Here is a 24733-nt window from a genome sequence, read left to right as displayed (position 1 = left end):
CGTGGACGCAACGACGACCGGTCTCGGCGCCATCGTCGACGCGGACATCGGCAAGGCTTCGGCTTCGGTGCAGGCGCTGCAGGTTCGCCAGCAGCTCGGCATCCAGTCGCTGTCGATCGCCAACCAGCAGCCCTCGGTTCTGTTGGGTCTGTTCCGCTAACTTCCCGCGTCTTCGGACGCGCTCTCGATAAACGTATCGCGGGGACGGTCTTCGGACCGTCCCCGTATTCATTGGATCATTCACCTCAAAAAATCGGCAGCAGGTCGAAAGCTTTTCTTTGAAGGTCGCCCGGGCCGGCGTCTGCCGCGTGTTGGCCTGCCCCCGAGTTCCTTGGATACGGCGTCGAATAGCGCTTAGCTTCACCCGATACGGCACGCCACGCCGCAGACAAAAACGCGCCGGGTCGAGCAGCGCCCCGATCGTCAGCGGGCGGACAATACGGAAGCTGTCGGCCCCAGCGATGCCGGCTGTGCGCACGCTAGGTTTGGGCGCAGCCGAAGGCGGCACGCCTGAATCGATGCGTTGCATGTCGGCTTCCTTTCTGTGCGGTTGCCGAAAAATTCGGGCGGGAAAAACGCCGGAATTCTGCCAGCCGGCCTGACAATTGGCGTACGTGTCGGTCGAAGCGATCTGCCGGACATCGCCCCGTACTGCGCTTTATTGGCGAGGGCATCGTTCAAAAGAACGCGCAATTCAACTGTGCCAAACCCACATCTCTGAAACGACGCCCCGCCGCGCCGGTACCGCTCGCGGCGCCGGCCTCGTTCACGGCTTCTCGGCAATTTCCTTCAGATTGCGCAGGCCTTCTTCGAAGTCGCCGCCGATGATCTTGTCCATGCCGATCACCGTGTCCATCACCTTGGTGACGAGCGGTGCCGGCCCCTCCATCGCCCAGCTTACTTCCGAGCCGCCGTCGTGCGGCATGATCGTGAAAGTGGCGCTGTTTCGCGCCTTGAAGGGCGTTTCGAAATCGAGGCGCATGACAACCCGTCCGGGTGCTGCAGCATCCACGATTGTCATGGCGCCCTTGCCCAGTTTCGGGCTGTCCCAGGCATAGGACGCGCCGATACCGGCTTGCGCGCTTCCGTATGTCCCCCTGCCCGGATCTTTCCGCTCGTACGGGTTCCATCGATTGAAGCCGCGCATGTCGTTGATCAACGCGAACAGCCGGTCGGGCGGCGCTGCGATCGTCAGCGACCGGACAACACGGAAGCTGTCGGGCTTGGTTGCGGCATAGGCAACAAGGGCGCCGACCGCGACGACCAATCCAAAAAGGACTATGGCGAGCAGCTTTAGCATCCCGACGCTCCCTTCATGCTTCGGCGGCGGCCAGAATGACCGCGATGTCGATGCGCTTCATGTCCATCATGGCTGTGAAAACGCGCTTGGCGCGCGAAGGATCGGGATCGCAGATCAGCTGCACGAGCTGCACCGGCACGATCTGCCAGGACAGGCCGAAGCGGTCCTTCACCCAGCCGCATTGCTCCGCCGCCGGCACCGCCGAAAGCGCATCGCTCAAGCGATCGACCTCGGCTTGCGTCTCCACCGGGATCTGGAAGGACAATGCTTCGTTGAAGGTGAAACGCGGTCCGCCGTTGAGCCCGAGAAACGGTCGGCCGAGCAGCGTGAACTCGACCGTCAGGACAGCGCCCGCTTTGCCCGAGGGATAGTCGGCGGGCGCCCTGTGCACGGCGTCGATCCGGCTTTTGGGTAGAAGCGACACGTAGAAGGTTGCGGCTTCTTCGGCGTTCGCGTCGAACCAGAGGCAGGGCACGATTGATTTCACTGGCTTTCCCTCTGTTGTTTTTGTTTCAAGCCAACGCCGCAGAACCGGGTGCCGAGCCGGCCGCGACCCGCTGTGCGAGCTCGTCGAGCTGGGCGGCGGCGGCGGACCAGCCCGCTTCGAAGCCCATTGCTTCGTGCTTGGCCTTGTCCTCCGCCGTCCAGTGACGGGCACCCCAGTGCATGTCCGTGCCGCCATTCGGCGCGTCCGAGAGATGCACAAAGCCCGTCATGAACGGTGCCCCGTCTTTCGGCAGGAATCCTTCGGTGAAGGCGTCGGTGAAAACGAGACGCTCCTTCGGCACGATTTCCAAATAGATGCCGTTGTTGTCGTGCCGCTCGCCGTTCGGGCCCTCGAAAACCGTGTTCGAACGCCCGCCTGGACGTAAGTCGAGGGAAGCCTCGATAACCCGCCAGGGCTTCGGGCAATACCACGCCTTCAGGAGTTCCGGCTGCGTCCAGCAGCGCCAGACGACGGCACGCGGCGCGTCGATGCGACGGACGATGCTGAGCGTGTTGGCGCTCGATGCGGGCATAACGTTGGAAATCGCCATCGTCGTTTCCTTCCTTCAAGTTTGCGGGCGGCCGAACAGAAAGCCGATATAGCGTTTGAGATGGCGAATGCTGTCGGCGGCGATCGCGGGGCCGCCCTTCGCCTTGGCGAGGATGAAAGCTCCTTGCAGGACGGCCTGGGTGTGCAGCGCAAGGCCCTTGGCGGTCCAGTCGGCCTCGATGTCGTAGCGCTCCATAGCTTCGGCGATATCGGCTTCGATCGTTTCGGCATGGCCGTCGATCGAAGCATCGCACGCGGCGGCGATGGCAGGGCTCGTTTGATGAACCTCCTGCACCATCGTACCGACGAGGCACGTGAACTCGGGCAACGTGCCCTGCAGAATGTCGCGGCGGAAGTCGAGATAGCCCAGAACGCGATCAAGCGGATCGGCGTGCCCATGATAGGGCGCCGAGGCGAAAAAGCCGCTGGTCGCTGCCGACCAATGGTTGGCCGCCGCAACGCCCAGCGCATCCTTGCTTTCGAAATGATGGAAGAACGCACCCTTGGTGACGCCAGCTGCGACGCACAAATCGTCGACGGTCGTTGCCGAATAGCCCTTCGTTCGGATGACCGAGAAAGCGGCGGAGAGAATCTTGTCGCGGGCTGTGTTTGTACGGACCATTCGATGATTGCCTTGATGGTTCCGGCTAAAAATACCAACTAGTCGGTATGTTTGCAAGTCAAAGATCTTCGCGAAGTGTGAGCTAGGGGCTGGCGATACGACAAAAAGTTGTAAACAAAAGTTTCAGCCGACTTTAACTATAAATAAATGTAATTAGAGGATTCTCTTTTCTGGCGCGCTCGGACACGGTGAGCCGCGCCCTAGGGGGTTCAGTGAAAATATCAACGAAACTCGTCGTCATTCCCTGCTTCACGCTGGCAGGATTGATCGGCCTCGCGCTTGCTGCCTTGTTCACCATGCAAAGCCAGATGCGCGATGATGCTGGTCGTCGAAGTGCTGCTGTCGTCGATGCTGCTTCGAAGATCGCCGCAAAATACGAAAGCGACGTGCGCGCCGGTACTATTGCCATTGATGCGGCAAAGACAGCGACGTTGAATGCGATCAAAGCCGTCCGCTACGGCGACGACGACTATGTTTGGGCCCAAGATGCTGTTCCCAATATCATCATGCACCCGATCCGGCCCGATCTCGACGGCAAAAACGTCGGCGACATCAAGGACCCAAACGGAAATTTCTTGTTCCGCCGCTTTGCCGAAACGGCCCGCACGAACGGCTCGGGCTTCGTCGCCTATCTTTGGCCCAAACCTGGCAATGACAATTCTGTCGAAAAAATTTCCTTCGTGCGCAGTTTCGAACCCTGGGGATGGATTATCGGATCGGGCGTCTATATCGACGACGTCAACGACCAACTTGTCCGGACGAGCTTAAAATTCGGCATCGTCGTGGCGCTACTCGGCGGCGCTGTCTTCGCGGCGAGTTACTTCATGTCGCGCACGATCGCGCGTCCGCTTGGTGCCATGGTGGGGTTGGTCGGCGAAGCCGCCAACGGCAATCTCGAAATCTCGGTCGCCGATTTCAAAACCGAAGACGAAATCGGCGCGCTCGCTGCTGCGCTCGAAATTTTCATCGCCCGCGGCCGCGAGCAGCGTCGTCTCGAAGAATTGGCGAAAGCCGAACGCAGTGCAAAAGAAAGACGCACGCAATCTGTCGAACTCGTGACGACGGAGTTCAATTCGGCGGTATCGGGCGTGCTCAATACGCTCTCCGCCGCCGCCGCCAAGATGCAGGCGACGTCGAGCGCGATGACCGACACGGCCGACACGACGCGCGTACAGGCAGAACAGGTCACGCGCTCGGCGACGCATAGTTCTGAAAACCTTGCGACCGTCGCAGGTGCAACCGAAGAGATGCTCGCAACTGTCCGCGAGATCGGGCGCCAGGTCGAGCAGGCGACCCGCATCGCGGCGGACGCTGTCCACGAAACGCAACGAACCGACGGCATCGTCTCGAGCCTCGTCGATGCGGCCTCCCAAATTGGGGATGTCGTCCGACTGATCAACGACATCGCCGGACGTACCAACCTCTTGGCGCTCAACGCCACGATCGAAGCGGCGCGCGCGGGCGAGGCGGGCAAAGGCTTTGCCGTCGTGGCAAGCGAAGTCAAAAACCTGGCAAACCAGACGAGCCGCGCGACCGACGAAATCGCGGCAAAGATCAAGGCGGTCCAGGGCGCAACCGGCGCGGCCTCGGATTCGCTGCGCAAAGTCTCGGCGATTATCACGAATGTCAGCGAGATTTCTTCTGCCATTGCGGCGGCGGTCGAGGAACAAAATGCGGCGACGCAAGAGATCGTCCGCAATGTCCAGAACGCGAGCGATTCGACAGCATCCGTCACGAGCGCAATCGTGCAGGTAACGCGAGCGGCAAAAGAAACCGGTACGGCCGCTGGCGAAGTTCTTTCCGCCTCGGGCGACCTTTCGCGACAGACGGGTGAACTGCGTGGCGAGGTCGAAGAGTTTCTTTCTGCCGTAAACAATGCGGGCGAACGTCGCATGTTCGAGCGCCACGCTTGCGACATGGCGGCAAAGGTTACCGTCGGCGGACGGACGATCGACGTGCGTTTGGTCGACATTTCGGGCGCCGGCTGCCGCATCGTCGGTTCCGTCAGGGCAGCCCCGGGCGTGCCCGTCACCGTGTTGGTTGCGGGCATCGAAGGCCTGCTCAGCGGACGCATTGCGCGAAGCGATGGGGATAGCGTCGGCGTCAGCTTGGCGCAGTCCGAAGCCGTGCAGCGCGTCTGTAGCGCGGTTCTTGCGAGCCAGCTTAAAGTGGCCTAGCCGCGCGGCGCAGAGCTTGCCCCGCGCGGCCGCTAGCGCAAGAAGATGTAGAGCAGGATGATGACCGGGATCGGTACGCCGATCAGCCAAAGCAATATGCCGCGTCCCATTTGATTCTCCTCGATGCCGGGGTTGGTGCATGCGAACCCGAACGGCGCCGGCGCGCCGCCTGGGTTTCGTTCATTGCTTGATCGGGTTTTCGCGCAAGAGTTCGCCCCAATCGCTGTCGCCGGTGAGGCTCGGATCGATGAAGGCGAGGATCGCCGCCAACGGCGTCAGCAGCACCCCAAGCGCAACGGCACCCGCAATGCGGGCCCCGAGCTGCCCCGCGTCGATCCCGACCGTCGGTGCGGCAAAAAAGCCGCCGACATGGATCGGCGAACGCGCGCTGAGCAGGCTCGTGTCTTTGGCATGCGCATTCGCTTGCAGATTGAGGGTCTCGTCGGCGAGATTGGCCTCGCCTTCGACGGTGAGCGCCGTAGCGACCGTATCGAGCAAAATCAGCCGCGACGACATCACGCCGTTGATGCGCAAACGCGGTCGCCACGCCCATTCGCCGTCGATCCGGTCGATCGCAAGACGACGCCCCGACCCGGCAGCGCCCGCTGCAACAACCAGCGCGCGCAGCCAGTTCCAATCGAACAGGCCGATCAGACTTGCGACACAGAGCAGGCAGGTAGCAACGCTGCCGAGGAGCCAATATAAGGTTCTTTGCAAGATTTTTTCCCGAGAACGTTTTCGATTGCGGCCGCGCTTGAAGCATCGAAGCCGCGCGCGACGCTATCGAAGCGCGCGTAGTGCGGCAGCGTCGGAAACTACGCAACCGCGAACCGGCGGGCCGTGCGGCTGCCAATACGTATTTGCACCGGGTGTGCGCGCGACCGAAATTGCGTCCATACTTGGCTTGCGCGCAAGCGGCAGTACTTCCTCGAAGCAAGACGGGCGAAAAAGTAGACATGGCGCAATTGGAAAACGGGCGCGCGATCGCAGGCGCCGAAGCGATGCTGCTCTACGCGGCCGCACTTGCGATAATGCTTGTACTCGACGGCGCATGGCTTGGCTGGATCGCCAAAGATTTCTACCGTTCCCAGCTGGGGGCATTGATGGCGCCGACGGTTTCTTGGGCGCCCGCGGCGGCGTTTTATTTGCTCTATGCGGCCGGCTTGGCGTTCTTCGTGATCGTCCCGGCACTCGAGCGCGGCGATGGGCTGTTGCGGGTCGCAGCGACCGGTGCCGCGTTCGGCCTCGTCGCCTACGGCACCTACGACCTTACCAATCTTGCGACCCTCAAGGATTTTCCGGCGGCGGTTGCCGCAGCCGACATGGCATGGGGAGGTTTCGCAAGTGCGCTCGCCTGCGCAGGCGCTGTCGCAGCGGCGGCAAGATGGGCCAGCAAAGCGGGCGCCGCGTAGATTCCGAAGCTTGCTCGGCCGGCTCGGTTGCGGGCAAGAGTTGCGGCATGGTCGAAAAAACTCGATTGCGCGCCGGTCTCTTTGCCGCCTGTTTCGTTTTCGGCGCTGCGACCGGCATGGTCGGCTGTGCTGAGAACGCCGCGACCGGCCGCAACCAATTCACCGCCTTCGTCCCGCCCGAGGAAGAGGCCAGCATCGGGCGCGAACAGCATCCGCTGGTGCTGGCCGAGTTCGGCGGCGCTTATGCGAACCCTAAACTCGCCGTCTATGTCCAGAAACTCGGCGAAGCCCTGGTGGCGCGCAGCGAAAACGCCGGCAAGCCGTTTGTTTTCACGGTCATCAACAGCGACATCTACAACGCGTTCGCATTGCCGGGCGGCTACGTGTACGTGACAAGGGGTTTGTTGGCGCTGATGTCGAACGAAGCCGAGTTCGCCTCGGTGGTCGGCCACGAGATCGGCCATGTCACGGCGCGGCACACGGCCGAACGCGTCAGCGGCGGCCAGGCCGCGAGCATCTTCACCGGCATCCTGGGCCTCGGTGTGGCCGTGCTGACCGGCTCGCAGGATGCGGGCAATCTCGCGTCGCAGGTCGGCGAAGGCGGAGCTTCGGTCTGGCTTGCCGGCTTCTCGCGCGAGCAGGAATTCGAAGCCGACAAGCTCGGCGTACGTTACATGGCAGCAGAAGGTTTCGATCCGCGCGAAGCCGCCGACATGCTGTCCAAACTCGGCGAAGCTTCGCAGCTCGAAACCAAGATGCTGGGCCGCCCGGCGGAGGCGGCTGACACGTTCAGCATTCTGCAATCGCATCCGCGCACCGCCGACCGCGTTGTCGCGGCAACCGATGCCGCGCGCGACCAGGGCATGACGGTGGTCGCCAGCCCGCGTCTGGGCGAGCTTGAATATCTCAATGCGATCGACGGTATGGCCTATGGCGGCGATGCGGAGTCCGGCTTCGCGCGCGCCAATGTTTTTGTCCATCCAAAGCTTCGCATCCGCTTCGAAGTACCCGATGGGTTCCGCATCGCCAACGGCGAGGATGCCGTGCGCGCGCGCGGCCCCGACGGTGCGACGATCAAGCTCGACGCCGCACCGGCCGGTGCCGCTTCCGATCCCTCGGCCTACCTCGCCGACATTTGGGCAAAGGGCGCGCCCTTGCAGATTGTCGAGCGCATTGCGATCAACGGCATGCCGGCCGCAACCGGTGCATTGCGCGCGCGCGGCGAGGGCGGAAACGCCGATCTGCGCTTGGTCGCAATCCGCCATCCCGACGGCACGATGTACAGGATGGTCTTGGCAGCGCCCACGGCGGTCGCCGCAAACTTCACCGAGGCATTCCGGCGGACGACCTATTCGTTCCGCGCGCTGACCGAGGCGCAAGCGCGCCGCGTCGAGCCTTTGCGCATCCGGATCGTAACGATTCGGGCCGGCGACACGCCCGAATCGTTGGCACAGCGCATGGCCACGCAAGACGGTTTCGAACTCGATCGGTTCAGAGTCTATAACGGGCTGAAACCGGGCGAAGCGCTCGTCCCCGGCCGCCGCGTGAAGATCGTCGCCGACAAATAGGCGGGCGGCGGCCGGACAGGCCCGTTGTCGCGGGCCGTCCTGGCGGATCGCCATCGAGCGGTGGAGGCGTCGCCAAATCGAAAGAGGGCCGCACGCGCCGTCATGGCTTCCCCCAAGAAACGTTTTTTCTCGAGCAAAGCATCGGTCGTTGCGCGCAAGGTCGAGTCCGATCTGCGCCGTACGTGCGCGCGCAACGGCGATTGCCGATTTCGCCTGGCCCAGATCGTGCTATTTCTTGTGTAAGCGCAAGCCATCCCAAGGAACGCCACGATGCCCGACGACAGAGCCGTATTGCCGACAACACGCGCAGACGATTCGGCTTTTGCGGTGATCTTCTCGCTCAGCTTCTGCCACATGCTGAACGACATGATGCAGTCGATGGTGCCGGCGATCTATCCGCTGCTCAAAGAATCCTACGCGCTCGACTATGCGCAGATCGGCCTCATCACGCTCGCGTTCCAATGCACGGCCTCGCTGCTGCAGCCGCTCGTCGGGGCCACGACCGACAAGCGCCCGATGCCGTATTCGCTTTCCGTCGGCATGGGCTTCACTTTGTGCGGCCTCGTGCTGATGTCGCAGGCCGCAAGCTATCCCGTTATTCTCGGGGCCGCCGCGTTGATCGGCATCGGCTCGGCGGTGTTCCACCCGGAAGCGTCGCGCGTGGCGCGGCTCGCCTCCGGCGGCCGGCACGGGCTTGCGCAGTCGCTGTTCCAGGTCGGCGGCAATTCGGGCTCGGCGATCGGGCCCTTGCTCGCGGCCTTCATCATCGTGCCGCACGGCCAGACCAGCATCGTCTGGTTTTCGGCGGCCGCGTTTGTCGCGATGTCGATCCTGTTTGCGGTCGGCCGCTGGTACGCCGAGCAGCGGCGTGCGGGTGCGCGCGCCGGTGCCCGCACGCGGGCCGCGAGCGCCACACTGCCGCTGCCGCGGCGCACGGTCGCGTTTGCGGTGGCCGTACTGGTGGCGCTGATCTTCTCGAAGACGTTCTATACGGCGAGCCTCAACTCCTATTACACGTTCTATCTGATCGAAAAGTTCGACGTTTCGATCCAATTCGCGCAGATCGCGTTGTTTGCGTTCCTGGCATCGTTGGCGCTTGGCACGTTGGCGGGCGGTTGGTTCGGCGACAAGGTCGGGCGCATCCCGATCATCTGGTTCTCCATTCTTGGGCCGCTGCCGTTCACGCTCGCGATGCCCTATGCGGGCCTCGAAGCGACATTGGCGCTGTCGCTCGTGATCGGGCTCATGATGTCGTCGGCCTTCTCGGCGATTCTCGTTTATGCGCAAGAACTGATGCCGGGCCGTATCGGCATGGTGGCGGGGCTGTTCTTCGGCTTCTCGTTCGGGCTTGGCGGGCTCGGGGCTGCGGCGATCGGCTGGCTTGCCGACACGATGAGCATCGAAGAGGTCTACGCAATCTGCGCCTATCTGCCATTGCTCGGCGTTTTGACTGTTTTTCTGCCGCGCCAGCCATCGCACGCGGGCACGCGCTAGGTAGTTGCCGTCGCTAGGCGGGCGTTGCAGGGCGACCCAGGATCGCCGCTTGCGACGCAAACCCGTCTCGTGGAGAGTACAATGTCTTTGAAAAATGCTGCGGCCCTTCTGCTGTTTTCGGCGGCCCTTTTCGGCGGCTTCTTGGCAATGTCGCCGCCGGCTGTGGCGGCGTGCGATGCCGGCGTCAAAATCGATGCCTCGACGGCCGCAACCGCGACGAAATCGATTCGAGAAGCAGACTACAAAGATGTCAAAGGCCTCAAAAAAGGCTGCGACAGCTATTGGCACGCCACGGCTTCGAAAGACGGCGTGGTGCGCAAGATCTCGCTGTCGCCGCAGGGTGTCGTCACGGTCGAGGGAAACTGAGCTTTTCGGGTTGGGCGCGCAGCAGGCGGCTGCGGCGCTGGGCGGCAAAACTGTCGGCCCCAGCGCCTTCAATATTGACGAAGCCCATTTGCGCGGCGGCCTCCGCAAGGGCGGGCGTGGCAAGATCCACCGCCACGCAGCGCGAGGCACCGAGCGTGAGCAGCGCATGGCTTGCGGACACGGCCGGATCGAACCGGCCTTTGAGCCAGGCGGCTTTGGCCGCATGGCCTGCGATCGCGTCGATCGCCGGCCATTCGATCTGCGAAAGGGCGACGGCAATGCCGGCATCCTGCAGCCGCGCCATGATCGCGGACAGGCGATCGGGATTTTCGTGCGCATCGAGCGCCGAGAAATCGAGGATCAGCCGTTCTTTGGCGACGCTCGAAAGCTGATCGACCAGCGTCTTGAAGAAGTCGTCTTCGGCGAAGCGCGAATGGAAATGCAGGCAGATCGGCTGTTCGCGCGCGCGCGTGGCGGCCGCTACGTGCCGCAGCATGCGCCGCTCGACGAGCGTGCTCGCCCGCTCGACGAGCCACGAATTGCCCGCGATCTCGACGCCGGCAAGCGCGCCGACCGCATCGAGCATCACTTCGGTGTCGGTGAAGGCGATCTTGTCGCCGGCCGGATCGAGCGCGTAGACCGGACGTTCGCGCAGGAATTCCGACGCGTCCGCGCCGCCGAGTGCCGCTTCGACCTTGGCGATGCCGTCGATCGGCGATGCCGCTTCATGCAACGGAGCGGCGCGCAGCGTTTCGATCTGGGCCATCAGATCGGCGCGTTCGCCCGGCAGATGGTAGAGCCGCCAGCGCAGCGTGCCGAAGCCAAGGCGCGTGGTGCAGCGCGCAAGATCCGCACCGACGGCAGCCGCCACGGCCGAATCGTGCGGGCCGACCACGAGCAGATGCACGCCGTCCGCGACTGCGGCGAGGCTGTGGTGCTTGCCGCCGAGGCGGTCGTCGGTGAATTGCGCAAAGAAGCGGCTGAGCTTCGGTATTTCGCGCTCGCGCGTTTCGCGCGCGTCGAGCAGCAAAGCGCCGCCGATATGGCCGAGTGTGCCGTTTTTGCTCATTGCGCGCGCCATGACAGAATGAGAGGGGAAGGGATGCGGTCGCTGCGCGCGTCGGCTTCGCGCCGCACGTCGAGGGCGATCGCGCGAGGCGGGATGCCGAGATCGGCAAGCAGGCGTGCCACCGCACCGCCGCGCATCGCCGCCCATTCCCAGCTTGGGCCTGCGGTCTCGATCGTGAGGTCGCGCTGGGCGGCGAGCAGCGGATAGAGCCGTGCCAGGATGCGCCGCCCGTCGTCGCCGACCTCGACGTCGCGCATGGCAGCCCAGCTGCGCGCCTCGAACAGTGCGCGAATGTCGATCGCAAACGCGATGCGTTGCCCGCGCACGACCAACGCGCCCAATTCGCCGAGCCCGATCGAGGCGAGATAACGGTTAGCAACCGCCGCATCGGCATTGCCGAGCCCGGACTCGCGCAAGCCCGCGAGCGCGTCGCCGTCGGCGCGCGGTTCGCCGTCGAACGCACCCGCTGGCGCACCCGCTGGCGCGCGGACAGCCGCGTCCGGCGATTGCGGCAGCCCGTGCTCGAGGCGCGGGGCGATGAGCCCGAGCGTGTCGGTAAGGCCCAGCACAATGGGGGCCGGGGCCGGCGGCAGATCAAGCGTTGCGGCCGCGGGCAGGCGCGCGGGCGGGACGACGCGGTCGCCGGTCTTGTCGTGCGGCGTCATCCCGACGATCGACACGACGATCACGAACACCGCGAATAGGAGCGTCATCATGTCGGCATAGCTGATCAGCCACAGATCGCCTTCGCCCTCGTCGCCGGACGGCATGCCGCCAATGCCGCCGCACCCGGCGCCGCGCGTCGCGGCACGGATGAGGTTGCGCGTGCCGGCGTCGGCCGTCTGCTGCGCGTCGTCGGGGACGGGATCAGTCGGCATTGCCGACCTCGTCGCTGACCTCGCGCACCATCGCCTCGAGCGATTCCTGGATCATGGCGGGCGACTTGCCGACGCGCAGCAGCACGATGCCGGCGAGCATGATGTTCAGCATCTGCACGCGGCGCTGCGTGCGCTGTTCGAGCTTGATGGCGACCGGCTTGAAAATGAGATTCGCGAGGATGAGGCCGTAGAACGTGGCGAGCAACGCGATCGCCATGCTGGCGCCCACGGCGCGCACATCGGCCGTGCCGAGCTTGCCCATCATGCCGATGAGCCCGGTCAGCGTGGCGAGCAGCCCGAACGCGGGCGCGAAGCCCGCCAGCGTGCGGTAGAAGCGTGCCGGCAGCGATTCGCGCTCGGCGAATTTCTGCACGCGCCAGTTCATTACGGTGAGAATGTCGTCGGTCGGCGAATCGTCGAGGCACATCTGCAGCCCGAGTTTCAGGAACGGGCTGCGGATTGCTTTGAGCCGCGCTTCGGCGTCGGCGATATTGTGCCTGCTCGTGGCGCGCGCGAACGCCACGAGGTCGCTGAGATCGCCGTCGAGCGAGCGGTCTTCGCGGAACACGTCGATGGCCGAGGCAAGTGCGCCGCGGATTTCGTCGAGTCGGTAGGCGAGAAACGCCGCCGCGACCGTGCCGCCAAGCACGATCGCAATGCCGACAGTATCGAGGAAATGGCTGTCGCGGCCCTCGTAGATCACCACGAACGCGATCAGCGCGACCGCGCCGAAGACGCCAATACCGGTCGAAAGACCCTGTCCGCCGCGTATCTGCGGCCGCTTTTGGAAGCTAACTTTCGTCGCCACGCTCTGCCTCGACTTTCACTTACGTCAAAGCGTGTCGCGAACGGCCTTCGCATGCATTGCGTTATGTCAATCGCAGTGCAGAACAACGGGTGCGCCGTCGCAGCTTCAGGGTTCGTCGGCCCAGATCGTGTTGCAATGCGTTTCCTCGGGCTGCCAAAGGCGGTCGGCCGACAGAGCAAGGCGGCGTCCGTCTGCGAGCAGCAAGCCTTCGTCCGCCAGCAGCTTCAGTTGTTCGATGTGGCGCTTCGTGCGTCCATTTGGTTTGCCGAAATCGCCGCCCGTCGGCGCCACGCGATGCCACGGCACGAGCTCTTTTTCGTCGGGCGCCAATTGCGCGAGCATGTAAACGACATGGCGCGCAGGAATGTTCAGCGATTCAGCAAGGCGCTTGGCCTCGGCGACGCGACCCTTGGGAATGCGGCGCACGGCGGCCAGCAGGGCTTTGCGCATTTTGGCGTAGGCGACGGAAGGTTTTGCCATCGCGCGTTTCAAAAGAACGCCCCGCAGCGCCGCGGCGGCCGATGCGAGGAAAGATGGCGGACAGGGCGAGATTCGAACTCGCGATACCGTTGCCGGTATTTCAGTTTTCGAGACTGACGCCTTCAGCCACTCGGCCACCTGTCCGCACGAAAGGCTGTCGTAAAGGCGGGCATGTCTAATGCCAAATGCTGCGAAGCGCAAGTGCGCCAAACGCCCCTACTTCAAGTCCGCGTCGCGGGCGGCGTTGGCGCGCGCGAACTCGCGCGGATCGAGGCCGTTATAGAGCGTCCAGGCCGCCGCCACCGCGATCCCCACGGTGAAGGTCAACGCGTGGCTGATCAGCGCATAGGCAAGCGCTGTGGCGGCCGGCACGCCGTAAAAGGCGAGGGCGAATACGATCGCGGCATGGAATACGCCGATCCCGCCGGGGGCGGCGGGTACCAGAAACGCCATCGCAACCACGCCGACCGTAAAAGCCCCCATCGCGAACGTGGCATCCGGCCACACCGAAGCGATCCCGGCCGTGAAAGACACGACCGCCAAGCCCCAAATGACGGCCGACAAGGCGACCGCCTGCACGAACACGGCGGGCCGCGCCAAAACGCCGAGCCCTTGCAGCAAATCTTCAAGCCGATGCAGCACTGCCCCATGCCAGCGTCGCGGCGTGAGCAGGGCAACCAAGCGCAAAGCCTGGGCGCGCAGGCGCACGGCGGCGGCGACAAGCGCCATGCCGACGACGAGCACGGCCGTTACGATCTCGATCCCTTCGACGACTATGGCCGGCGGGTTTGGCATCAGAAAAATCGCGAGGATCAGCACCGCGAGGGCCGCTGCTAGATCGCACAACCGGTCGAGCACGATCGCCGAAAACGAGGCGGGCAGGGCCACCTGCGCGCGCCTTGCAAGCACCCACATCATCGCGAATTCGCCCGCGCGCATCGGCAGCAAGCTATTGATTGCATTGCCTAAAGCGTGCGCGCCGTAGGCGTCGTTGTAGGCCACTTGGGTCGCCGGGGCGGTTGCGCGCAGCAATATCCGCATGCGCAAGGGCCGCACGGCCAGCCATACGAGCCACACGCCGATCATGGCCGCCACCTGCCATGGATCGGCGCGCCCCAGCGCCTGGCCGACTTCCGCCAAATCGACAAAACGCAGCAGAGCTGCGACGGCAAGTGCCATGACCGGCACCCAAGCCCAGCGCACTGCAAGTCTTTTCAAGGTGTTGCTGGACTTTTCCGGGGCGGAAGCGGACATTGCGGGGGCCGGTGTAGCAGGCGGCCCAGGCTCGGTCACGCGATTTTCCGGCACGCCGCTTGACAGTCGAAGTCCTGTAAGTATAGTGCGCGCTCTTTGAAAGACCGGGGCAGGCTCGGTTGGCCGATTTTCGGCTGCCGATAGCACCCGAGGGATAAGCAAAATGTACGCAGTCATTCGCACCGGCGGCAAGCAGTACAAGGTCGCCAAGAACGACGTCATCGTCGTCGAGAAGCTCGAAGCCGAAGCTGGCAAGACCGTCGAGTTCGGCGACGTGCTGATGGTCACCGACGCCGGCAAGGCCACCGTCGGTAGCCCGACCGTTGCCGGCGCCAAGGTCACCGCCACGGTATTGGCGCAGGGCAAGGGCGAGAAGATCATCATCTTCAAGAAGCGCCGCCGCCAGAATTCGCGCCGCAAGAACGGGCATCGCCAGTTCGAAACGACGCTGCGCATCGTCGACATCAAGGTCGCCTAAGGGAGTATCGGGAAATGGCGCATAAAAAAGCAGGCGGTTCTTCGCGCAACGGGCGCGACACAGCCGGTCGCCGTCTCGGCCTCAAGCGCGCGGGCGGCCAGGTCGTCCTCGCGGGCAACATTCTGGTCCGCCAGCGCGGCACCGTCTACATCGCGGGCAAGGAAGTCGGCATGGGCCGCGACCATACGCTGTTCGCGCTGAAGACCGGCAAGCTGGTTTTCCGCAAGGCCGGCGGCAAGACGATCGTTTCGGTCGAGGCAGCGTCGGTCGAGCCGGCGCCGGTGGCCGTCGCCGCCGAGTAAGCCGTCCCACATTCCGCCCGACGACAGGCGGTTCTGCCAGACAAGGGAACGGCGCCAGGCCGTTCCCTTTTCTCGTTTTTGGACCTGAAAAAAGATGAAATTTCTCGATCAATGCAAGATCTTCGTCAAAGCGGGCGACGGCGGTGCCGGTTCGGTCAGCTTTCGGCGCGAGAAATTCATCGAATATGGCGGCCCCGACGGCGGCGATGGCGGCAAGGGCGGCGACATCTGGATCGAAGCGGTCGCCAACCTCAACACGCTGATCGATTATCGCTACCAGCAGCATTTCAAGGCCGAAAAGGGCCATCACGGCGAGGGCCGCCAAAAATCCGGGGCCGGCGGCAAAGACATCGTGCTGAAAGTGCCGGTGGGTACGGCCGTGCTGCACGACGACCAGGAATCGCTGATCGTCGACATGCGCGAGGCGGGCCAGCGCGTGCGCCTGTGCAAGGGTGGCGACGGCGGCTTCGGCAACACGCACTACAAATCCTCGACGAACCAAGCGCCGCGCCAAGCAGGGCCCGGCTGGAAGGGCGACGAGCGCTGGATTTGGCTGCGCTTGAAACTGATCGCCGATGTGGGCCTCGTGGGCTTGCCGAACGCCGGCAAATCGACGTTCCTTGCCGCCACCACCTCGGCCAAGCCCAAGATCGCCGACTATCCGTTCACCACGCTGAAGCCGCAATTGGGCGTGGTGCGCATCGACGAGGACGAGCTCGTGATCGCCGACCTGCCGGGCCTCATCGCGGGGGCGGCCGAAGGCAAGGGCCTCGGCCATCGCTTCTTGGGCCATGTCGAGCGTTGCGGGGCGGTCTTGCATCTGATCGACGGCACGCAAGAGAAGGTCTCGGCCGCCTACAACCAAATCCGCGACGAGCTCGAAACCTATGGCCACGGGGTGGCCGAAAAGCCCGAGATTGTCGGCCTCAACAAAATCGACGCGCTCGATCCGGATGCCATCAAGAAGGCGCTGGCCTTGCTGAAGCGCGCGGCCAAGAAGCGCAGCCCGAACTCGCTTGTACTCGCCTTGTCGGGTGCCGCAGGAACGGGTGTGACGGACGTGCTGCGCGCCTTGGCAGTCCCTGTCGGCGCGCGCCGGGCCGCCGATCGCGCCGAGCGCGAAGCCATGCGCAGCGACGACGACAGATGAATTTCGAAAACGTCAAACGCCTCGTCGTGAAGACGGGCTCGGCGCTGATGGTCGATGCCGAGGGCGGCGTGCGCGCCGATTGGCTCGCCGGCCTCGCCGACGATGTGGCGATGCTGAAATCCCGCGGCCTCGACGTGATCGTGGTCACGTCGGGTGCCGTCGCGATCGGGCGCTGGAAGCTCGGCTACGGCACGCGCGTGCTGAAGATCGAAGAAAAGCAAGCGGCCGCCGCGACCGGCCAAGTATGGCTTGCCCATGCGTGGCTTCAAGCGTTGGCCGCGCGCGGTCTCGTGGGTGCGCAATTGCTGCTGACACCCGACGACACCGAAGAACGCCGCCGCCACCTCAACGCACGCGCCACGGTCGCGACCTTGCTTGAGACAGGGGCGGTGCCGATCATCAACGAGAACGACACGGTCGCAACCGAGGAGCTGCGTTTCGGCGACAATGATCGCCTTGCCGCACGCGTGGCGCAGATGGCATCGGCCGACGCACTCGTGTTGCTGTCGGATATCGACGGGCTCTATACCGCCGATCCGCATCGCGATCCCGCCGCCCGCCATTTGCCGGAAGTTACCGACCTTACGCCGGAGATTCTCGCGATGGCCGGCGAAGCACGGCCCGGCTATTCGTCGGGCGGCATGGTCACGAAGCTGGGGGCCGCGCGCATCGCACTTGGTGCCGGGTGCCGCATGGCGATCGCGTCCGGCAAGCGCTTGCGTCCGCTGCAAGCGCTCGAACAGGGGGCGCGCTGCACCTGGTTCGTGCCGCAGGGCAGCCCCGCTTCGGCGCGCAAACGCTGGATTGCGGGTACGGTCGAACCCGCTGGCGCTGTCGTGATCGACGACGGGGCCGTGCGCGCGTTGGGCCAGGGCAAGAGCTTGCTGCCCGCAGGCGTGGTCGGCGTCGAAGGGGCATTCGAGCGCGGCGATGCGATCCGTGTGCGCGACCGGGCGGGCCGCGAAGTGGCACGTGGTTTGAGCGCCTATGCCGCCGCCGATATTGCGCGGATCCAAGGTCGCCGTTCGTCCGATATCGAAGAATTGCTGGGCTATCGCGGCCGCGACGAAATCATCCATCGCGACGATCTCGCGATGGGCCCGGTTTGAACTGCCGATCCCGCTCGTTAGAATAGTGCCGATGAAAGCCGAATCGATGGCCGCACAAGACCTCCCCCTCAAAGCCGCGATGGAAGCGATGGGCCTTGCCGCACGGCGTGCGGCTTCGTTGCTCGCGGTCGCTCCGGCCAAGAAAAAAAGTGCGGCCCTGCGCATGGCGGCCGACAAGATCCGCGCGGCATCCGATGCGATTCTCGAGGCAAATGCTGCCGACGTCGCGTTTGCGGTCGAGGCTGGCAATTCGCTCGCGATGGTCGACCGTTCGCGTCTCGACATCAAGCGCATCGAGGCCATCGCCAAGGGTCTCGAAGACGTCGCGGCGTTGCCCGATCCGGTCGGCTCGATTCTGCAGGGCTGGAATCGGCCAAACGGGCTGATGATCTCGCGCGTTGCCGTTCCCATCGGCGTGATCGGCATCATCTACGAAGCGCGCCCGAACGTGACGGCTGACGCGGGCGCCTTGTGCGTCAAATCCGGCAATGCCGCGATCCTGCGCGGGGGCCAGGAGAGCTTCCATTCGTCGCAAGCGATCGTGGCTGCGATCCGCGCCGCGTTGGCTGCATCGGGTCTGCCGGAAGACGCCGTGCAGTTGGTACCCACGCGCGACCGCGCGGCGGTGGGCCACATGCTCGCCATGCACCGCTATATCGACACGATCGTGCCGCGCGGCGGCAAGAGCCTAATCGAACGCGTGATGAAGGAAACGCACATTCCCGTGATCGCGCATCTCGAAGGGCTGTGCCACACCTACATCCACGAATCGGCCGACATCGACATGGCGCGCAAAGTCACGATGAACGCCAAGATGCGCCGCGTCTCGGTATGCGGGGCAACCGAAACGCTGCTGGTCGACCGGGCGGCCGCACCTACGCATCTGCCCGCCATCCTCGACGATCTGATCGCGGCGGGCTGCGAAATTCGCGGCGACGCCGACGTGCAGAAAATCGATCGCCGCGCGCTTGCCGCAACCGACGCCGATTGGACGACCGAATATCTCGACGCGATCCTGGCCGTCAAAATCGTCGATGGGCTCGATGCGGCGATCGACCATGTCAACGCCTACGGCTCGCACCACACGGACGCGATCGTCGCGGGCGATGCTTCGGCTGCCGAGGCGTTTTTGTCGCGCGTCGATTCCGCGATCGTGCTGCACAATGCGTCCACGCAGTTCGCCGACGGCGCCGAGTTCGGCTTCGGCGCCGAGATCGGTATTTCGACCGGCCGCTTGCCGCCGCGCGGACCCGTCGGGGCCGAACAGCTCACGACCTACAAATACGTCGTGCGTGGGGCTGGGCAGACGCGGCCTTGAGCATCGCCCCGCCTCTCTATCGTCTGGGATTGGCGCCCAAGCGTCGCGTGGGTCTGTTCGGCGGTTCGTTCAATCCCGCCCACGAAGGCCACGCGCATATCGCGCGCGAAGCCTTGAAGCGCCTCGATCTCGACGAAGTCTGGCTCATCGTGAGCCCGCAAAATCCGCTCAAAGAAGCAAGCGGCATGGCGCCTTTGGCGGCACGGCTTGCGAGCGCCAAGGCCGTGTGCGCGGGCCATCCGCGCATAAAGGCGGTTGCGCTGGAGACGTGGCTGGGCACGCGCTTCACCGCCGACACGCTCGAAGCCTGCGCGCGGCGTTTTCCGCGCACGCAGTTCGTGTGGCTGATGGGAGCCGACAATCTGCTCCAGTTCGACCGTTGGCAGCGTTGGCGGAAAATTTTTAACACGATGGTCATTGCCGTTTTCGCGCGCCCGACGTATTCTAACAAAGCATTGGTCGCAAAGGCGGCTCGGGCCTTTTCCACAGCCCAAATCGGATCCCGTCGGGTCCGCCGTTTGGGCACGTTCGCGCCGCCGGCGTGGGCGTACTTTCCGGTCCGCCTGCATCCGGCCTCTGCCACGCGGATCCGTGCGGGCCTCAAAACCCCATGGCCCTCCGCGCGAACCAAGACCAGCAACTCGCCGCCACGTTCGCACCGTTAACCGTACGACCAACTCGGGAGACACGCGATCGCCACGACAAAGCGCAAGACCGTATCCGCGCCCAAAACGGTCCTTAAACTCGTCGCCAAAACGCTCGACGACGACAAAGCCGCCGACCCGGTCGTCATCGACCTCGCCGGCAAAAGCTCGATCGCCGACTACATGATCGTCGCCAGCGGCCTCTCGAGCCGCCACATCCAATCCATGGCCCAGCACGTCGTCGAGAAGCTGGAGGGCAAAGGCCTCAAAGGCATCCGCATCGAGGGTGCCGACCAGGGCGATTGGGTGCTGATCGACGGTGGCGACATCGTCGTGCACCTGTTCCGGCCCGAAATCCGCGCCCAGTACGGGCTCGAGAAAATGTGGGCCGACGATTGGGAAGAGCCGGCCGCAGCGCATGCTTAAGCGCTGAGCCGGGATGCGCGTCACGATCGTGGCAGCGGGCCGCGCGCGCGGCTCGCCCGAGGATGCGCTTGTCGGCGAATATGCCAAGCGCCTGACGGCGAGCCCGGCGGGCATCGGCCCGCTCGACTGCTGCGAGATCGAGGCCAAGCCCAAAGACAAAGCCGACGCGGCCGGCCGCAAGCGCGCGGAAGCCGAAAAGCTGCTGGCGCAAGTGCCGGACGGTGCTTTTCTGGTGGCGCTCGATCCGCGCGGCAAAACGCTGTCGACCGAAGAATTCGCGTCGAAGCTTGCCGCCTGGCGCGACGACGGCAACGGCGACGTGGCGTTTGCGATCGGCGGGGCGGACGGGCTCGATGCGTCGTTGCTGGCACAAGCGCGTTTTCGCCTGTCGCTAGGCGCCATGACATGGCCGCATCTGCTCGCGCGCGCGATGCTGGCCGAACAATTGTGGCGCGCAGCTTCGCTGTTGGCTGGACACCCCTACCACCGCGCCTAAAATAAGCGACTTTTTGCGAATCGAGTCGCTGCGATGCAAGCCAAAGCCAAATCCGCGCCGAAAGAGCCCGATGCGACGCTGCGTCTCTATCGCAGCTTGCGCCGCATTCGGCGCGTCGAAGAGGAAATCGCGCGCCTCTACCCGTCGGACAAAATCAAAAGCCCCGTGCACCTGTCCATCGGCCAGGAAGGCATTGCCGTCGGGGTGTGCGACGCCCTCGAAGCGCGCGACGCGGTCTCAGGCACCTATCGCGGCCATGCGACCTATCTCGCCAAAGGCGGGTCGCTCAACGCGATGATGGCCGAGCTCTACGGCAAGGACACCGGCTGTGCGCGCGGCAAAGGCGGGTCGATGCATCTGATCGACATGCGCGCCAAAGTGCTGGGCACGTCGGCCGTCGTCGGCACGACCGTGCCCGTCGCGGTCGGCTATGCCTTGGCGCAAAAGCGCTTGAAGACCGGGGCGGTCGTCGCATGTTTCCTCGGCGACGGGGCGACCGAAGAAGGCTGCTTTGCCGAGAGCCTGAATTTTGCGGCCCTCCATAAATTGCCGGTCGTGTTCGTGTGCGAGAATAACGGCTTCGCGATCCACGAACCGTTGTCGAAGCGCTGGGCCACGGATCGGCTGTGCGCGCGCGTGGCGACCTACGGCATTCCGGCCAAGCGCTTTGCCGATTCCGACACGGTCGCGATCCGCAAGCATATCGAAAAAGCCTTGCCCAAGATGCGCAAAGGCGGCGGCCCGATCTTCATCGAGTGCCTCACCTGGCGCTGGCGCGAGCATGTCGGCCCCGGCGAAGACTACGATGCCGGCTTCCGCAGCAAGGCGATGCTCGCCAAGTGGCAGAAAAAAGATCCAGTCGCCAAGGCCGCCAAAGCTTTGTCGGCCAAGCAGCGTGCCGCGATCGACGCCGAGATCGAAGCTGAAATCGCCGCAGCGATCGTGTTCGCCGAAGCGTCGCCCTTCCCCGCGATCGAGGAGCTTGGCACCGATGTCTATGCGTAAGCTCGCCTGGCCGGGGCGCATCGAAGACGGGCGGCGCGTGCTAAAATACGTCGATGCCTTGTCCGAGGCCGTCGCACTCGAGATGGCGCGCGACAAAAACGTGTTTCTGTTCGGGCTCGACGTCGACGACCACAAGGCGATCCAAGGCTCGACGCGCGGCCTGCTTGATCGCTTTGGCCCCGAGCGCGTGTTCACGACACCGTTGTCTGAAGACGCGATGACCGGGGTCGCCATCGGAGCCGCGATGGCCGGCATGCGGCCGATCCATGTGCATATCCGCATGGATTTTCTGATGCTGTGCATGAACCAGCTCGTCAATATCGCCGCCAAGGCGCGCTATATGTATGGCGGCCAGATCAAAGTGCCGCTCGTCGTGCGCACGATCATCGGCAAATCCTGGGGCCAGGGGGCGCAGCACAGCCAGGGTCTCCATTCGATGTTCATGCATGTGCCGGGCTTGAAGGTCTGCGCGCCGTCGAATGCGCACGACGCCAAGGGTGCGTTGATCGCGGCGATTCGCGACGACAATCCGGTCGTGTTCGTCGAGCATCGCTTGCTTTATGCGACGGAAGCTTTCGTGGCGGAGGCACCCTTTGTCGTCGCCCCCGGCCGTGCGCGCGTGTGCCGTTTCGGGCGCGACGTCACGATCGTCGGCATCTCCAACATGGTCGTCGAAGCCTTGCGCGCCGCCGATCTCTTGAAAGAGGCAGGCGTGTCGGCCGAGGTCATCGACCCGATTTGGCTCGCGCCGCTCGACAGCGACACGATCGTCGAAAGCGTGCGGCGCACGCGCAAGCTCGTGATCGTCGACAATGGCTGGTCCATGTGCGGGGCCGGTGCCGAGATCGCCGCACGTGTCGCCGAGGCGTGTGCGGGCGAAGGCCCGTTGCAGATCCAGCGTTTGGGTTTTGCGCCGACACCGTGCCCGCCTTCGCCGCCGCTCGAGGCTGCGTTCTATCCCAATCCGGCCACGATCGCGGCGGCCGCCTACAAGCTCGCTCGGCCCGATGCGCAAGCTTGGGCGCCCGATGCGGCCAAAGCCGAGCTTGCCTATCAGCTGCAGTTCAAAGGCCCGTTCTGATGTTCTACGAACTTGCCGCCCCCTCGTGGGGCCAGGAAGAAATCGACGCGCTGCAGGCCGTCATCGCCTCGGGCCGCTACACGATGGGCGAACGCGTCGCCGCAATGGAAGTGGCTTTTGCCGCCTATCACGGCAAGAAATACGGCGTGATGGTGAATTCCGGCTCCTCGGCCAATCTCATTTGCGTGGCGGCGATGGCCTACCACTCCAAGCGCCCGTTGGCGCGCGGCGACGAGGTCATCGTGCCCGCGATTTCGTGGAGCACCACCTACCATCCGCTGCAGCAATACGGCCTCAAATGCCGCTTCGTCGATGTCGAGCTCGAAACGTTGAATATGGACGTCTCGAAACTCGAACAGGCTTTGACACCGAAGACCAAGGCGCTGCTCGCCGTCTCGATCCTCGGCAATCCCGCTCGGCTCGACGAGATGCGTGCTTTCTGCGACCGCCATGGCCTGTGGTTCATGGAAGACAATTGCGAGTCGATGGATGCGGTGCTGCCCTCAGGCCGCAAGGCCGGCACGCTCGGCGATCTCAGCACGTTCAGCTTTTTCTTCTCGCACCATATCTCGACGATGGAAGGCGGCATGGTGCTGACCGACGATCTCGAGCTTTTCCACCTTCTCAAATGCATGCGCGCGCACGGCTGGACGCGCGATCTGCCGGCCGATTCGCCGCTCTACAAGCGTGCGGGCAGCGACCATTTCGAGGCCTATCGCTTCCTGTTCCCGGGCTACAATGTGCGCCCGCTCGAAATGGAAGCGGCCGTGGGTCTCGAGCAGCTCAAAAAGCTGCCTTCCATGACGGCCGCACGGCGGCGCAATCTCGCCCTGTTCCAGAAGCTTTTTGCGGGCGATCCCAATTTCATCATCCAGAAGGAGCATGGGCAGAGCTCGTCCTTCTGCTTCACGCTGATCTTGAATCCGGCGAAGGATCTCGACCGCGAGCGCATCTTCGCCGCACTCAAAGCCGCCGATATCGGCTTTCGCATCATCACGGGCGGCTGCTTCCTGCGCCACGACACGATCAAGTACTACGACTACGACATCGTCGGCGGCGCTGTGCCGAACGCGGATCTCGCGCACGATCGCGGCTTCTTCGTCGGCAACCATCCGCACGATTTGACGCCGCAGATCGAAAAACTGCGCCGCGTGCTCGATGCGGCGGTGCGCGGCTAGCGCACTTCGCTGTCGGGTTCGTAGACCACGATGCGGCTGCCGGGGGCGGCCACTTTCACGTCGACCTCGATGAGATCCTTGAGCTTCTCGCGCAAGGCTTGGCGCTTTTCGGGCGCCACCACGAACGCCACGAACCCGCCGCCGCCGGCTCCCAGCAATTTGCCGCCGACGGCACCGGCGGCAATGCCAGCTTCGTAGATCGCGTCGATCTCGGGCGTGGAAACGCCGTCGGCAAGTTCGCGCTTCAAGCGCCACGCATCGTTCATCAGCATGCCGAGTTCGCGCATCGGCCGGTTCGTGCTCGCGATGATCGCCTGCGCTTCGTCCACCATCTCGCGCATGCGGTGCAGGTTGCGCTCTTTGGCATCCATATTGGCGATCTGTTTGGTCGCCACCGTCATCGCGTAGCGCGACAGGCCGGTGAAAAACAGCACGAGCGAGCTTTCGAGCTCGTCGCGTCGGTCGCGCGTGAGCACCAAGGGGGTCACGTCGAACGAACCGTCGGTACGGAAATCGATGCGGTTGAGGCCGCCATAGGCAGCCCAAATCTGGTCCTGGCTGCCGACCGGTTCGCGGATCACTTGCTGCTCGATGCGGATCGCTTCGCTGGCAAGCGCGTGTTTGGAAATCATCTGGCCGCGCAGCGCATAGAGCGCATTGAGGAGGCCCACCGTGAAGGCCGACGACGAGCCCAACCCTGAGCGTGCCGGCAGGTCGCCGTCATGGTGGATTTCGAGGCCGCGCTTTTCCTTCTGGTCCAGCAAAACGGCGCGTACGGCCGGATGCTCGATCTCGAGCAGATCGTTGACGAGCTCGATTCGCGACCACACCACGCGGTAGCGATGCGCAAAAAACGGCGGCAGGCGCCGCAGCGAGATGTTGCAGTATTTGTCGATCGCCGTGCCGATCACGGCCCCGCCATGGCGCTGAAACCATTTGGGATAGTCGGTTCCGCCGCCGAACAAAGACAGCCGATAAGGGGTGCGCGAGACGATCACAAACTGCTCCGTCTCAGGGGCCGGGGCCAAGAGTTGCGGGGTCGGAATCAATCGCTTATATCATGCGCTTACGCATCGATGTCA

Annotated in this window: 28 protein-coding genes and 1 tRNA gene; 17 read left to right on the top strand and 12 right to left on the bottom strand. The window is 64.2% G+C overall.

All coding sequences use genetic code 11. From position 1 onward, the window contains the following. The first annotated feature begins 1 nt into the window (after position 1). The gene (locus tag O9320_16595; protein MCZ8312467.1) at positions 2-160 is read left to right on the top strand and encodes a flagellin; all 159 of its coding nucleotides are present in this window, start codon (positions 2-4) and stop codon (positions 158-160) included. 606 nt (positions 161-766) lie between these two features. Here O9320_16595 and O9320_16590 read toward each other — a convergent pair. Genes O9320_16590 through O9320_16575 form a run of 4 tightly spaced genes read right to left on the bottom strand, consistent with a single transcriptional unit; the run spans position 767 to position 2958 of the window. Next, a complete protein-coding gene (locus O9320_16590; GenBank protein MCZ8312466.1) occupies positions 767-1300 on the bottom strand; it encodes an SRPBCC family protein in 534 nt (177 codons plus the stop codon). A gap of 13 nt (positions 1301-1313) precedes the next feature. Beyond that, on the bottom strand, positions 1314-1787 hold the full coding sequence (locus tag O9320_16585; protein ID MCZ8312465.1) for a VOC family protein: 474 nt from the start codon (positions 1785-1787) through the stop codon (positions 1314-1316). 25 nt (positions 1788-1812) lie between these two features. Further along, positions 1813-2337: an SRPBCC family protein gene (locus tag O9320_16580; GenBank protein MCZ8312464.1), complete on the bottom strand. Its 525-nt coding sequence runs from the start codon at positions 2335-2337 to the stop codon at positions 1813-1815. 15 nt (positions 2338-2352) lie between these two features. After that, positions 2353-2958 (bottom strand): TetR/AcrR family transcriptional regulator, encoded by a 606-nt coding sequence (locus O9320_16575; protein ID MCZ8312463.1) that lies wholly within the window; start codon positions 2956-2958, stop codon positions 2353-2355. A 212-nt stretch (positions 2959-3170) separates the two neighbouring features. On the opposite strand from O9320_16575, the gene O9320_16570 reads away from it, so the two are divergent. Continuing rightward, positions 3171-5135: a cache domain-containing protein gene (locus O9320_16570; protein MCZ8312462.1), complete on the top strand. Its 1965-nt coding sequence runs from the start codon at positions 3171-3173 to the stop codon at positions 5133-5135. Between the two features lie 180 nt (positions 5136-5315). Here the strand turns inward: O9320_16570 and O9320_16565 are convergent, their stop codons facing one another. Next, positions 5316-5852: a hypothetical protein gene (locus O9320_16565; GenBank protein MCZ8312461.1), complete on the bottom strand. Its 537-nt coding sequence runs from the start codon at positions 5850-5852 to the stop codon at positions 5316-5318. 239 nt (positions 5853-6091) lie between these two features. Here O9320_16565 and O9320_16560 point away from each other — a divergent pair, with 239 nt between their 5' ends. The 4 genes from O9320_16560 to O9320_16545 all read left to right on the top strand — a co-directional run bounded on the left by O9320_16560 (position 6092) and on the right by O9320_16545 (position 9975). After that, on the top strand, positions 6092-6547 hold the full coding sequence (locus O9320_16560; protein ID MCZ8312460.1) for a DUF2177 family protein: 456 nt from the start codon (positions 6092-6094) through the stop codon (positions 6545-6547). 47 nt (positions 6548-6594) lie between these two features. Next, on the top strand, positions 6595-8115 hold the full coding sequence (locus O9320_16555) for a M48 family metalloprotease (protein MCZ8312459.1): 1521 nt from the start codon (positions 6595-6597) through the stop codon (positions 8113-8115). A gap of 270 nt (positions 8116-8385) precedes the next feature. Beyond that, the gene (locus O9320_16550; GenBank protein ID MCZ8312458.1) at positions 8386-9609 is read left to right on the top strand and encodes an MFS transporter; all 1224 of its coding nucleotides are present in this window, start codon (positions 8386-8388) and stop codon (positions 9607-9609) included. 81 nt (positions 9610-9690) lie between these two features. Beyond that, positions 9691-9975: a hypothetical protein gene (locus O9320_16545; GenBank protein ID MCZ8312457.1), complete on the top strand. Its 285-nt coding sequence runs from the start codon at positions 9691-9693 to the stop codon at positions 9973-9975. On the opposite strand, the gene O9320_16540 is transcribed toward O9320_16545, so the two are convergent. The 6 genes from O9320_16540 to O9320_16515 form a co-directional block, all read right to left on the bottom strand. Beyond that, a complete protein-coding gene (locus tag O9320_16540; protein MCZ8312456.1) occupies positions 9956-11044 on the bottom strand; it encodes a hypothetical protein in 1089 nt (362 codons plus the stop codon). The two genes, O9320_16545 and O9320_16540, sit on opposite strands and share 20 nt — an antisense overlap. After that, entirely contained in the window at positions 11041-11922 is an 882-nt protein-coding gene (locus O9320_16535; GenBank protein MCZ8312455.1) for a flagellar motor protein MotB, read from the bottom strand. Before O9320_16535 ends, O9320_16540 begins: the two co-directional genes overlap by 4 nt. Then, a complete protein-coding gene (locus tag O9320_16530; GenBank protein ID MCZ8312454.1) occupies positions 11912-12730 on the bottom strand; it encodes a MotA/TolQ/ExbB proton channel family protein in 819 nt (272 codons plus the stop codon). The genes O9320_16535 and O9320_16530 overlap by 11 nt, the downstream gene beginning before the upstream one ends. 105 nt (positions 12731-12835) lie before the next feature. Continuing rightward, on the bottom strand, positions 12836-13210 hold the full coding sequence (locus O9320_16525) for an MGMT family protein (GenBank protein ID MCZ8312453.1): 375 nt from the start codon (positions 13208-13210) through the stop codon (positions 12836-12838). A 54-nt stretch (positions 13211-13264) separates the two neighbouring features. Then, positions 13265-13354, bottom strand: a tRNA-Ser gene (locus O9320_16520). 72 nt (positions 13355-13426) lie between these two features. Continuing rightward, the gene (locus O9320_16515) at positions 13427-14428 is read right to left on the bottom strand and encodes a lysylphosphatidylglycerol synthase transmembrane domain-containing protein (protein MCZ8312452.1); all 1002 of its coding nucleotides are present in this window, start codon (positions 14426-14428) and stop codon (positions 13427-13429) included. Between the two features lie 199 nt (positions 14429-14627). Between O9320_16515 and rplU the strand changes: the two genes are divergently transcribed. The 11 genes from rplU to O9320_16460 all read left to right on the top strand — a co-directional run bounded on the left by rplU (position 14628) and on the right by O9320_16460 (position 23651). Further along, positions 14628-14942, top strand: a complete 315-nt coding sequence (gene rplU / locus O9320_16510) for a 50S ribosomal protein L21 (GenBank protein ID MCZ8312451.1) — start codon at positions 14628-14630, stop codon at positions 14940-14942. Positions 14943-14956: 14 nt separating this feature from the next. Continuing rightward, a complete protein-coding gene (rpmA, locus tag O9320_16505; protein MCZ8312450.1) occupies positions 14957-15244 on the top strand; it encodes a 50S ribosomal protein L27 in 288 nt (95 codons plus the stop codon). Between the two features lie 94 nt (positions 15245-15338). Further along, positions 15339-16394: a GTPase ObgE gene (obgE, locus tag O9320_16500; protein MCZ8312449.1), complete on the top strand. Its 1056-nt coding sequence runs from the start codon at positions 15339-15341 to the stop codon at positions 16392-16394. Then, positions 16391-17503 (top strand): glutamate 5-kinase, encoded by a 1113-nt coding sequence (gene proB, locus O9320_16495; GenBank protein MCZ8312448.1) that lies wholly within the window; start codon positions 16391-16393, stop codon positions 17501-17503. Before obgE ends, proB begins: the two co-directional genes overlap by 4 nt. A gap of 31 nt (positions 17504-17534) precedes the next feature. Next, positions 17535-18821: a glutamate-5-semialdehyde dehydrogenase gene (locus tag O9320_16490; GenBank protein ID MCZ8312447.1), complete on the top strand. Its 1287-nt coding sequence runs from the start codon at positions 17535-17537 to the stop codon at positions 18819-18821. Next, complete coding sequence (locus O9320_16485) at positions 18818-19486, top strand: nicotinate-nucleotide adenylyltransferase (protein ID MCZ8312446.1); 669 nt, start codon at positions 18818-18820, stop codon at positions 19484-19486. The genes O9320_16490 and O9320_16485 overlap by 4 nt, the downstream gene beginning before the upstream one ends. A gap of 27 nt (positions 19487-19513) precedes the next feature. Then, positions 19514-19891: a ribosome silencing factor gene (rsfS, locus tag O9320_16480; protein ID MCZ8312445.1), complete on the top strand. Its 378-nt coding sequence runs from the start codon at positions 19514-19516 to the stop codon at positions 19889-19891. Between the two features lie 13 nt (positions 19892-19904). Next, positions 19905-20387 (top strand): 23S rRNA (pseudouridine(1915)-N(3))-methyltransferase RlmH, encoded by a 483-nt coding sequence (gene rlmH, locus O9320_16475; GenBank protein ID MCZ8312444.1) that lies wholly within the window; start codon positions 19905-19907, stop codon positions 20385-20387. A gap of 33 nt (positions 20388-20420) precedes the next feature. Beyond that, a complete protein-coding gene (locus O9320_16470) occupies positions 20421-21392 on the top strand; it encodes a thiamine pyrophosphate-dependent dehydrogenase E1 component subunit alpha (protein ID MCZ8312443.1) in 972 nt (323 codons plus the stop codon). After that, the gene (locus O9320_16465; GenBank protein MCZ8312442.1) at positions 21379-22473 is read left to right on the top strand and encodes an alpha-ketoacid dehydrogenase subunit beta; all 1095 of its coding nucleotides are present in this window, start codon (positions 21379-21381) and stop codon (positions 22471-22473) included. Before O9320_16470 ends, O9320_16465 begins: the two co-directional genes overlap by 14 nt. After that, on the top strand, positions 22473-23651 hold the full coding sequence (locus O9320_16460) for a DegT/DnrJ/EryC1/StrS family aminotransferase (protein ID MCZ8312441.1): 1179 nt from the start codon (positions 22473-22475) through the stop codon (positions 23649-23651). Before O9320_16465 ends, O9320_16460 begins: the two co-directional genes overlap by 1 nt. On the opposite strand, the gene O9320_16455 is transcribed toward O9320_16460, so the two are convergent. Continuing rightward, positions 23648-24649 (bottom strand): kinase, encoded by a 1002-nt coding sequence (locus O9320_16455; protein MCZ8312440.1) that lies wholly within the window; start codon positions 24647-24649, stop codon positions 23648-23650. The two genes, O9320_16460 and O9320_16455, sit on opposite strands and share 4 nt — an antisense overlap. Positions 24650-24733: the final 84 nt, after the last annotated feature.

It is taken from the genome of Magnetospirillum sp., assembly GCA_027532905.1.
In the GTDB taxonomy this organism is placed as follows: Bacteria; Pseudomonadota; Alphaproteobacteria; order CACIAM-22H2; family CACIAM-22H2; genus Tagaea.
The sequence above is the reverse complement of the archived record's forward strand: the minus strand, read 5'-3'. Positions and strand labels throughout refer to the sequence as shown.

Excerpts from the sequence above, each read along its gene's own strand:
- O9320_16590 (MCZ8312466.1), bottom strand. The coding sequence starts at position 1,300 with ATGCTAAAGCTGCTCGCCATAGTCCTTTTTGGATTGGTCGTCGCGGTC.
- O9320_16580 (MCZ8312464.1), bottom strand. The coding sequence starts at position 2,337 with ATGGCGATTTCCAACGTTATGCCCGCATCGAGCGCCAACACGCTCAGC.
- O9320_16575 (MCZ8312463.1), bottom strand. The coding sequence starts at position 2,958 with ATGGTCCGTACAAACACAGCCCGCGACAAGATTCTCTCCGCCGCTTTC.
- O9320_16560 (MCZ8312460.1), top strand. The coding sequence starts at position 6,092 with ATGGCGCAATTGGAAAACGGGCGCGCGATCGCAGGCGCCGAAGCGATG.
- O9320_16555 (MCZ8312459.1), top strand. The coding sequence starts at position 6,595 with ATGGTCGAAAAAACTCGATTGCGCGCCGGTCTCTTTGCCGCCTGTTTC.
- O9320_16550 (MCZ8312458.1), top strand. The coding sequence starts at position 8,386 with ATGCCCGACGACAGAGCCGTATTGCCGACAACACGCGCAGACGATTCG.
- O9320_16545 (MCZ8312457.1), top strand. The coding sequence starts at position 9,691 with ATGTCTTTGAAAAATGCTGCGGCCCTTCTGCTGTTTTCGGCGGCCCTT.
- O9320_16540 (MCZ8312456.1), bottom strand. The coding sequence starts at position 11,044 with ATGAGCAAAAACGGCACACTCGGCCATATCGGCGGCGCTTTGCTGCTC.
- O9320_16535 (MCZ8312455.1), bottom strand. The coding sequence starts at position 11,922 with ATGCCGACTGATCCCGTCCCCGACGACGCGCAGCAGACGGCCGACGCC.
- O9320_16525 (MCZ8312453.1), bottom strand. The coding sequence starts at position 13,210 with ATGGCAAAACCTTCCGTCGCCTACGCCAAAATGCGCAAAGCCCTGCTG.
- rplU (MCZ8312451.1), top strand. The coding sequence starts at position 14,628 with ATGTACGCAGTCATTCGCACCGGCGGCAAGCAGTACAAGGTCGCCAAG.
- rpmA (MCZ8312450.1), top strand. The coding sequence starts at position 14,957 with ATGGCGCATAAAAAAGCAGGCGGTTCTTCGCGCAACGGGCGCGACACA.
- obgE (MCZ8312449.1), top strand. The coding sequence starts at position 15,339 with ATGAAATTTCTCGATCAATGCAAGATCTTCGTCAAAGCGGGCGACGGC.
- proB (MCZ8312448.1), top strand. The coding sequence starts at position 16,391 with ATGAATTTCGAAAACGTCAAACGCCTCGTCGTGAAGACGGGCTCGGCG.
- O9320_16490 (MCZ8312447.1), top strand. The coding sequence starts at position 17,535 with ATGAAAGCCGAATCGATGGCCGCACAAGACCTCCCCCTCAAAGCCGCG.
- rlmH (MCZ8312444.1), top strand. The coding sequence starts at position 19,905 with ATGCGCGTCACGATCGTGGCAGCGGGCCGCGCGCGCGGCTCGCCCGAG.
- O9320_16470 (MCZ8312443.1), top strand. The coding sequence starts at position 20,421 with ATGCAAGCCAAAGCCAAATCCGCGCCGAAAGAGCCCGATGCGACGCTG.
- O9320_16465 (MCZ8312442.1), top strand. The coding sequence starts at position 21,379 with ATGTCTATGCGTAAGCTCGCCTGGCCGGGGCGCATCGAAGACGGGCGG.
- O9320_16460 (MCZ8312441.1), top strand. The coding sequence starts at position 22,473 with ATGTTCTACGAACTTGCCGCCCCCTCGTGGGGCCAGGAAGAAATCGAC.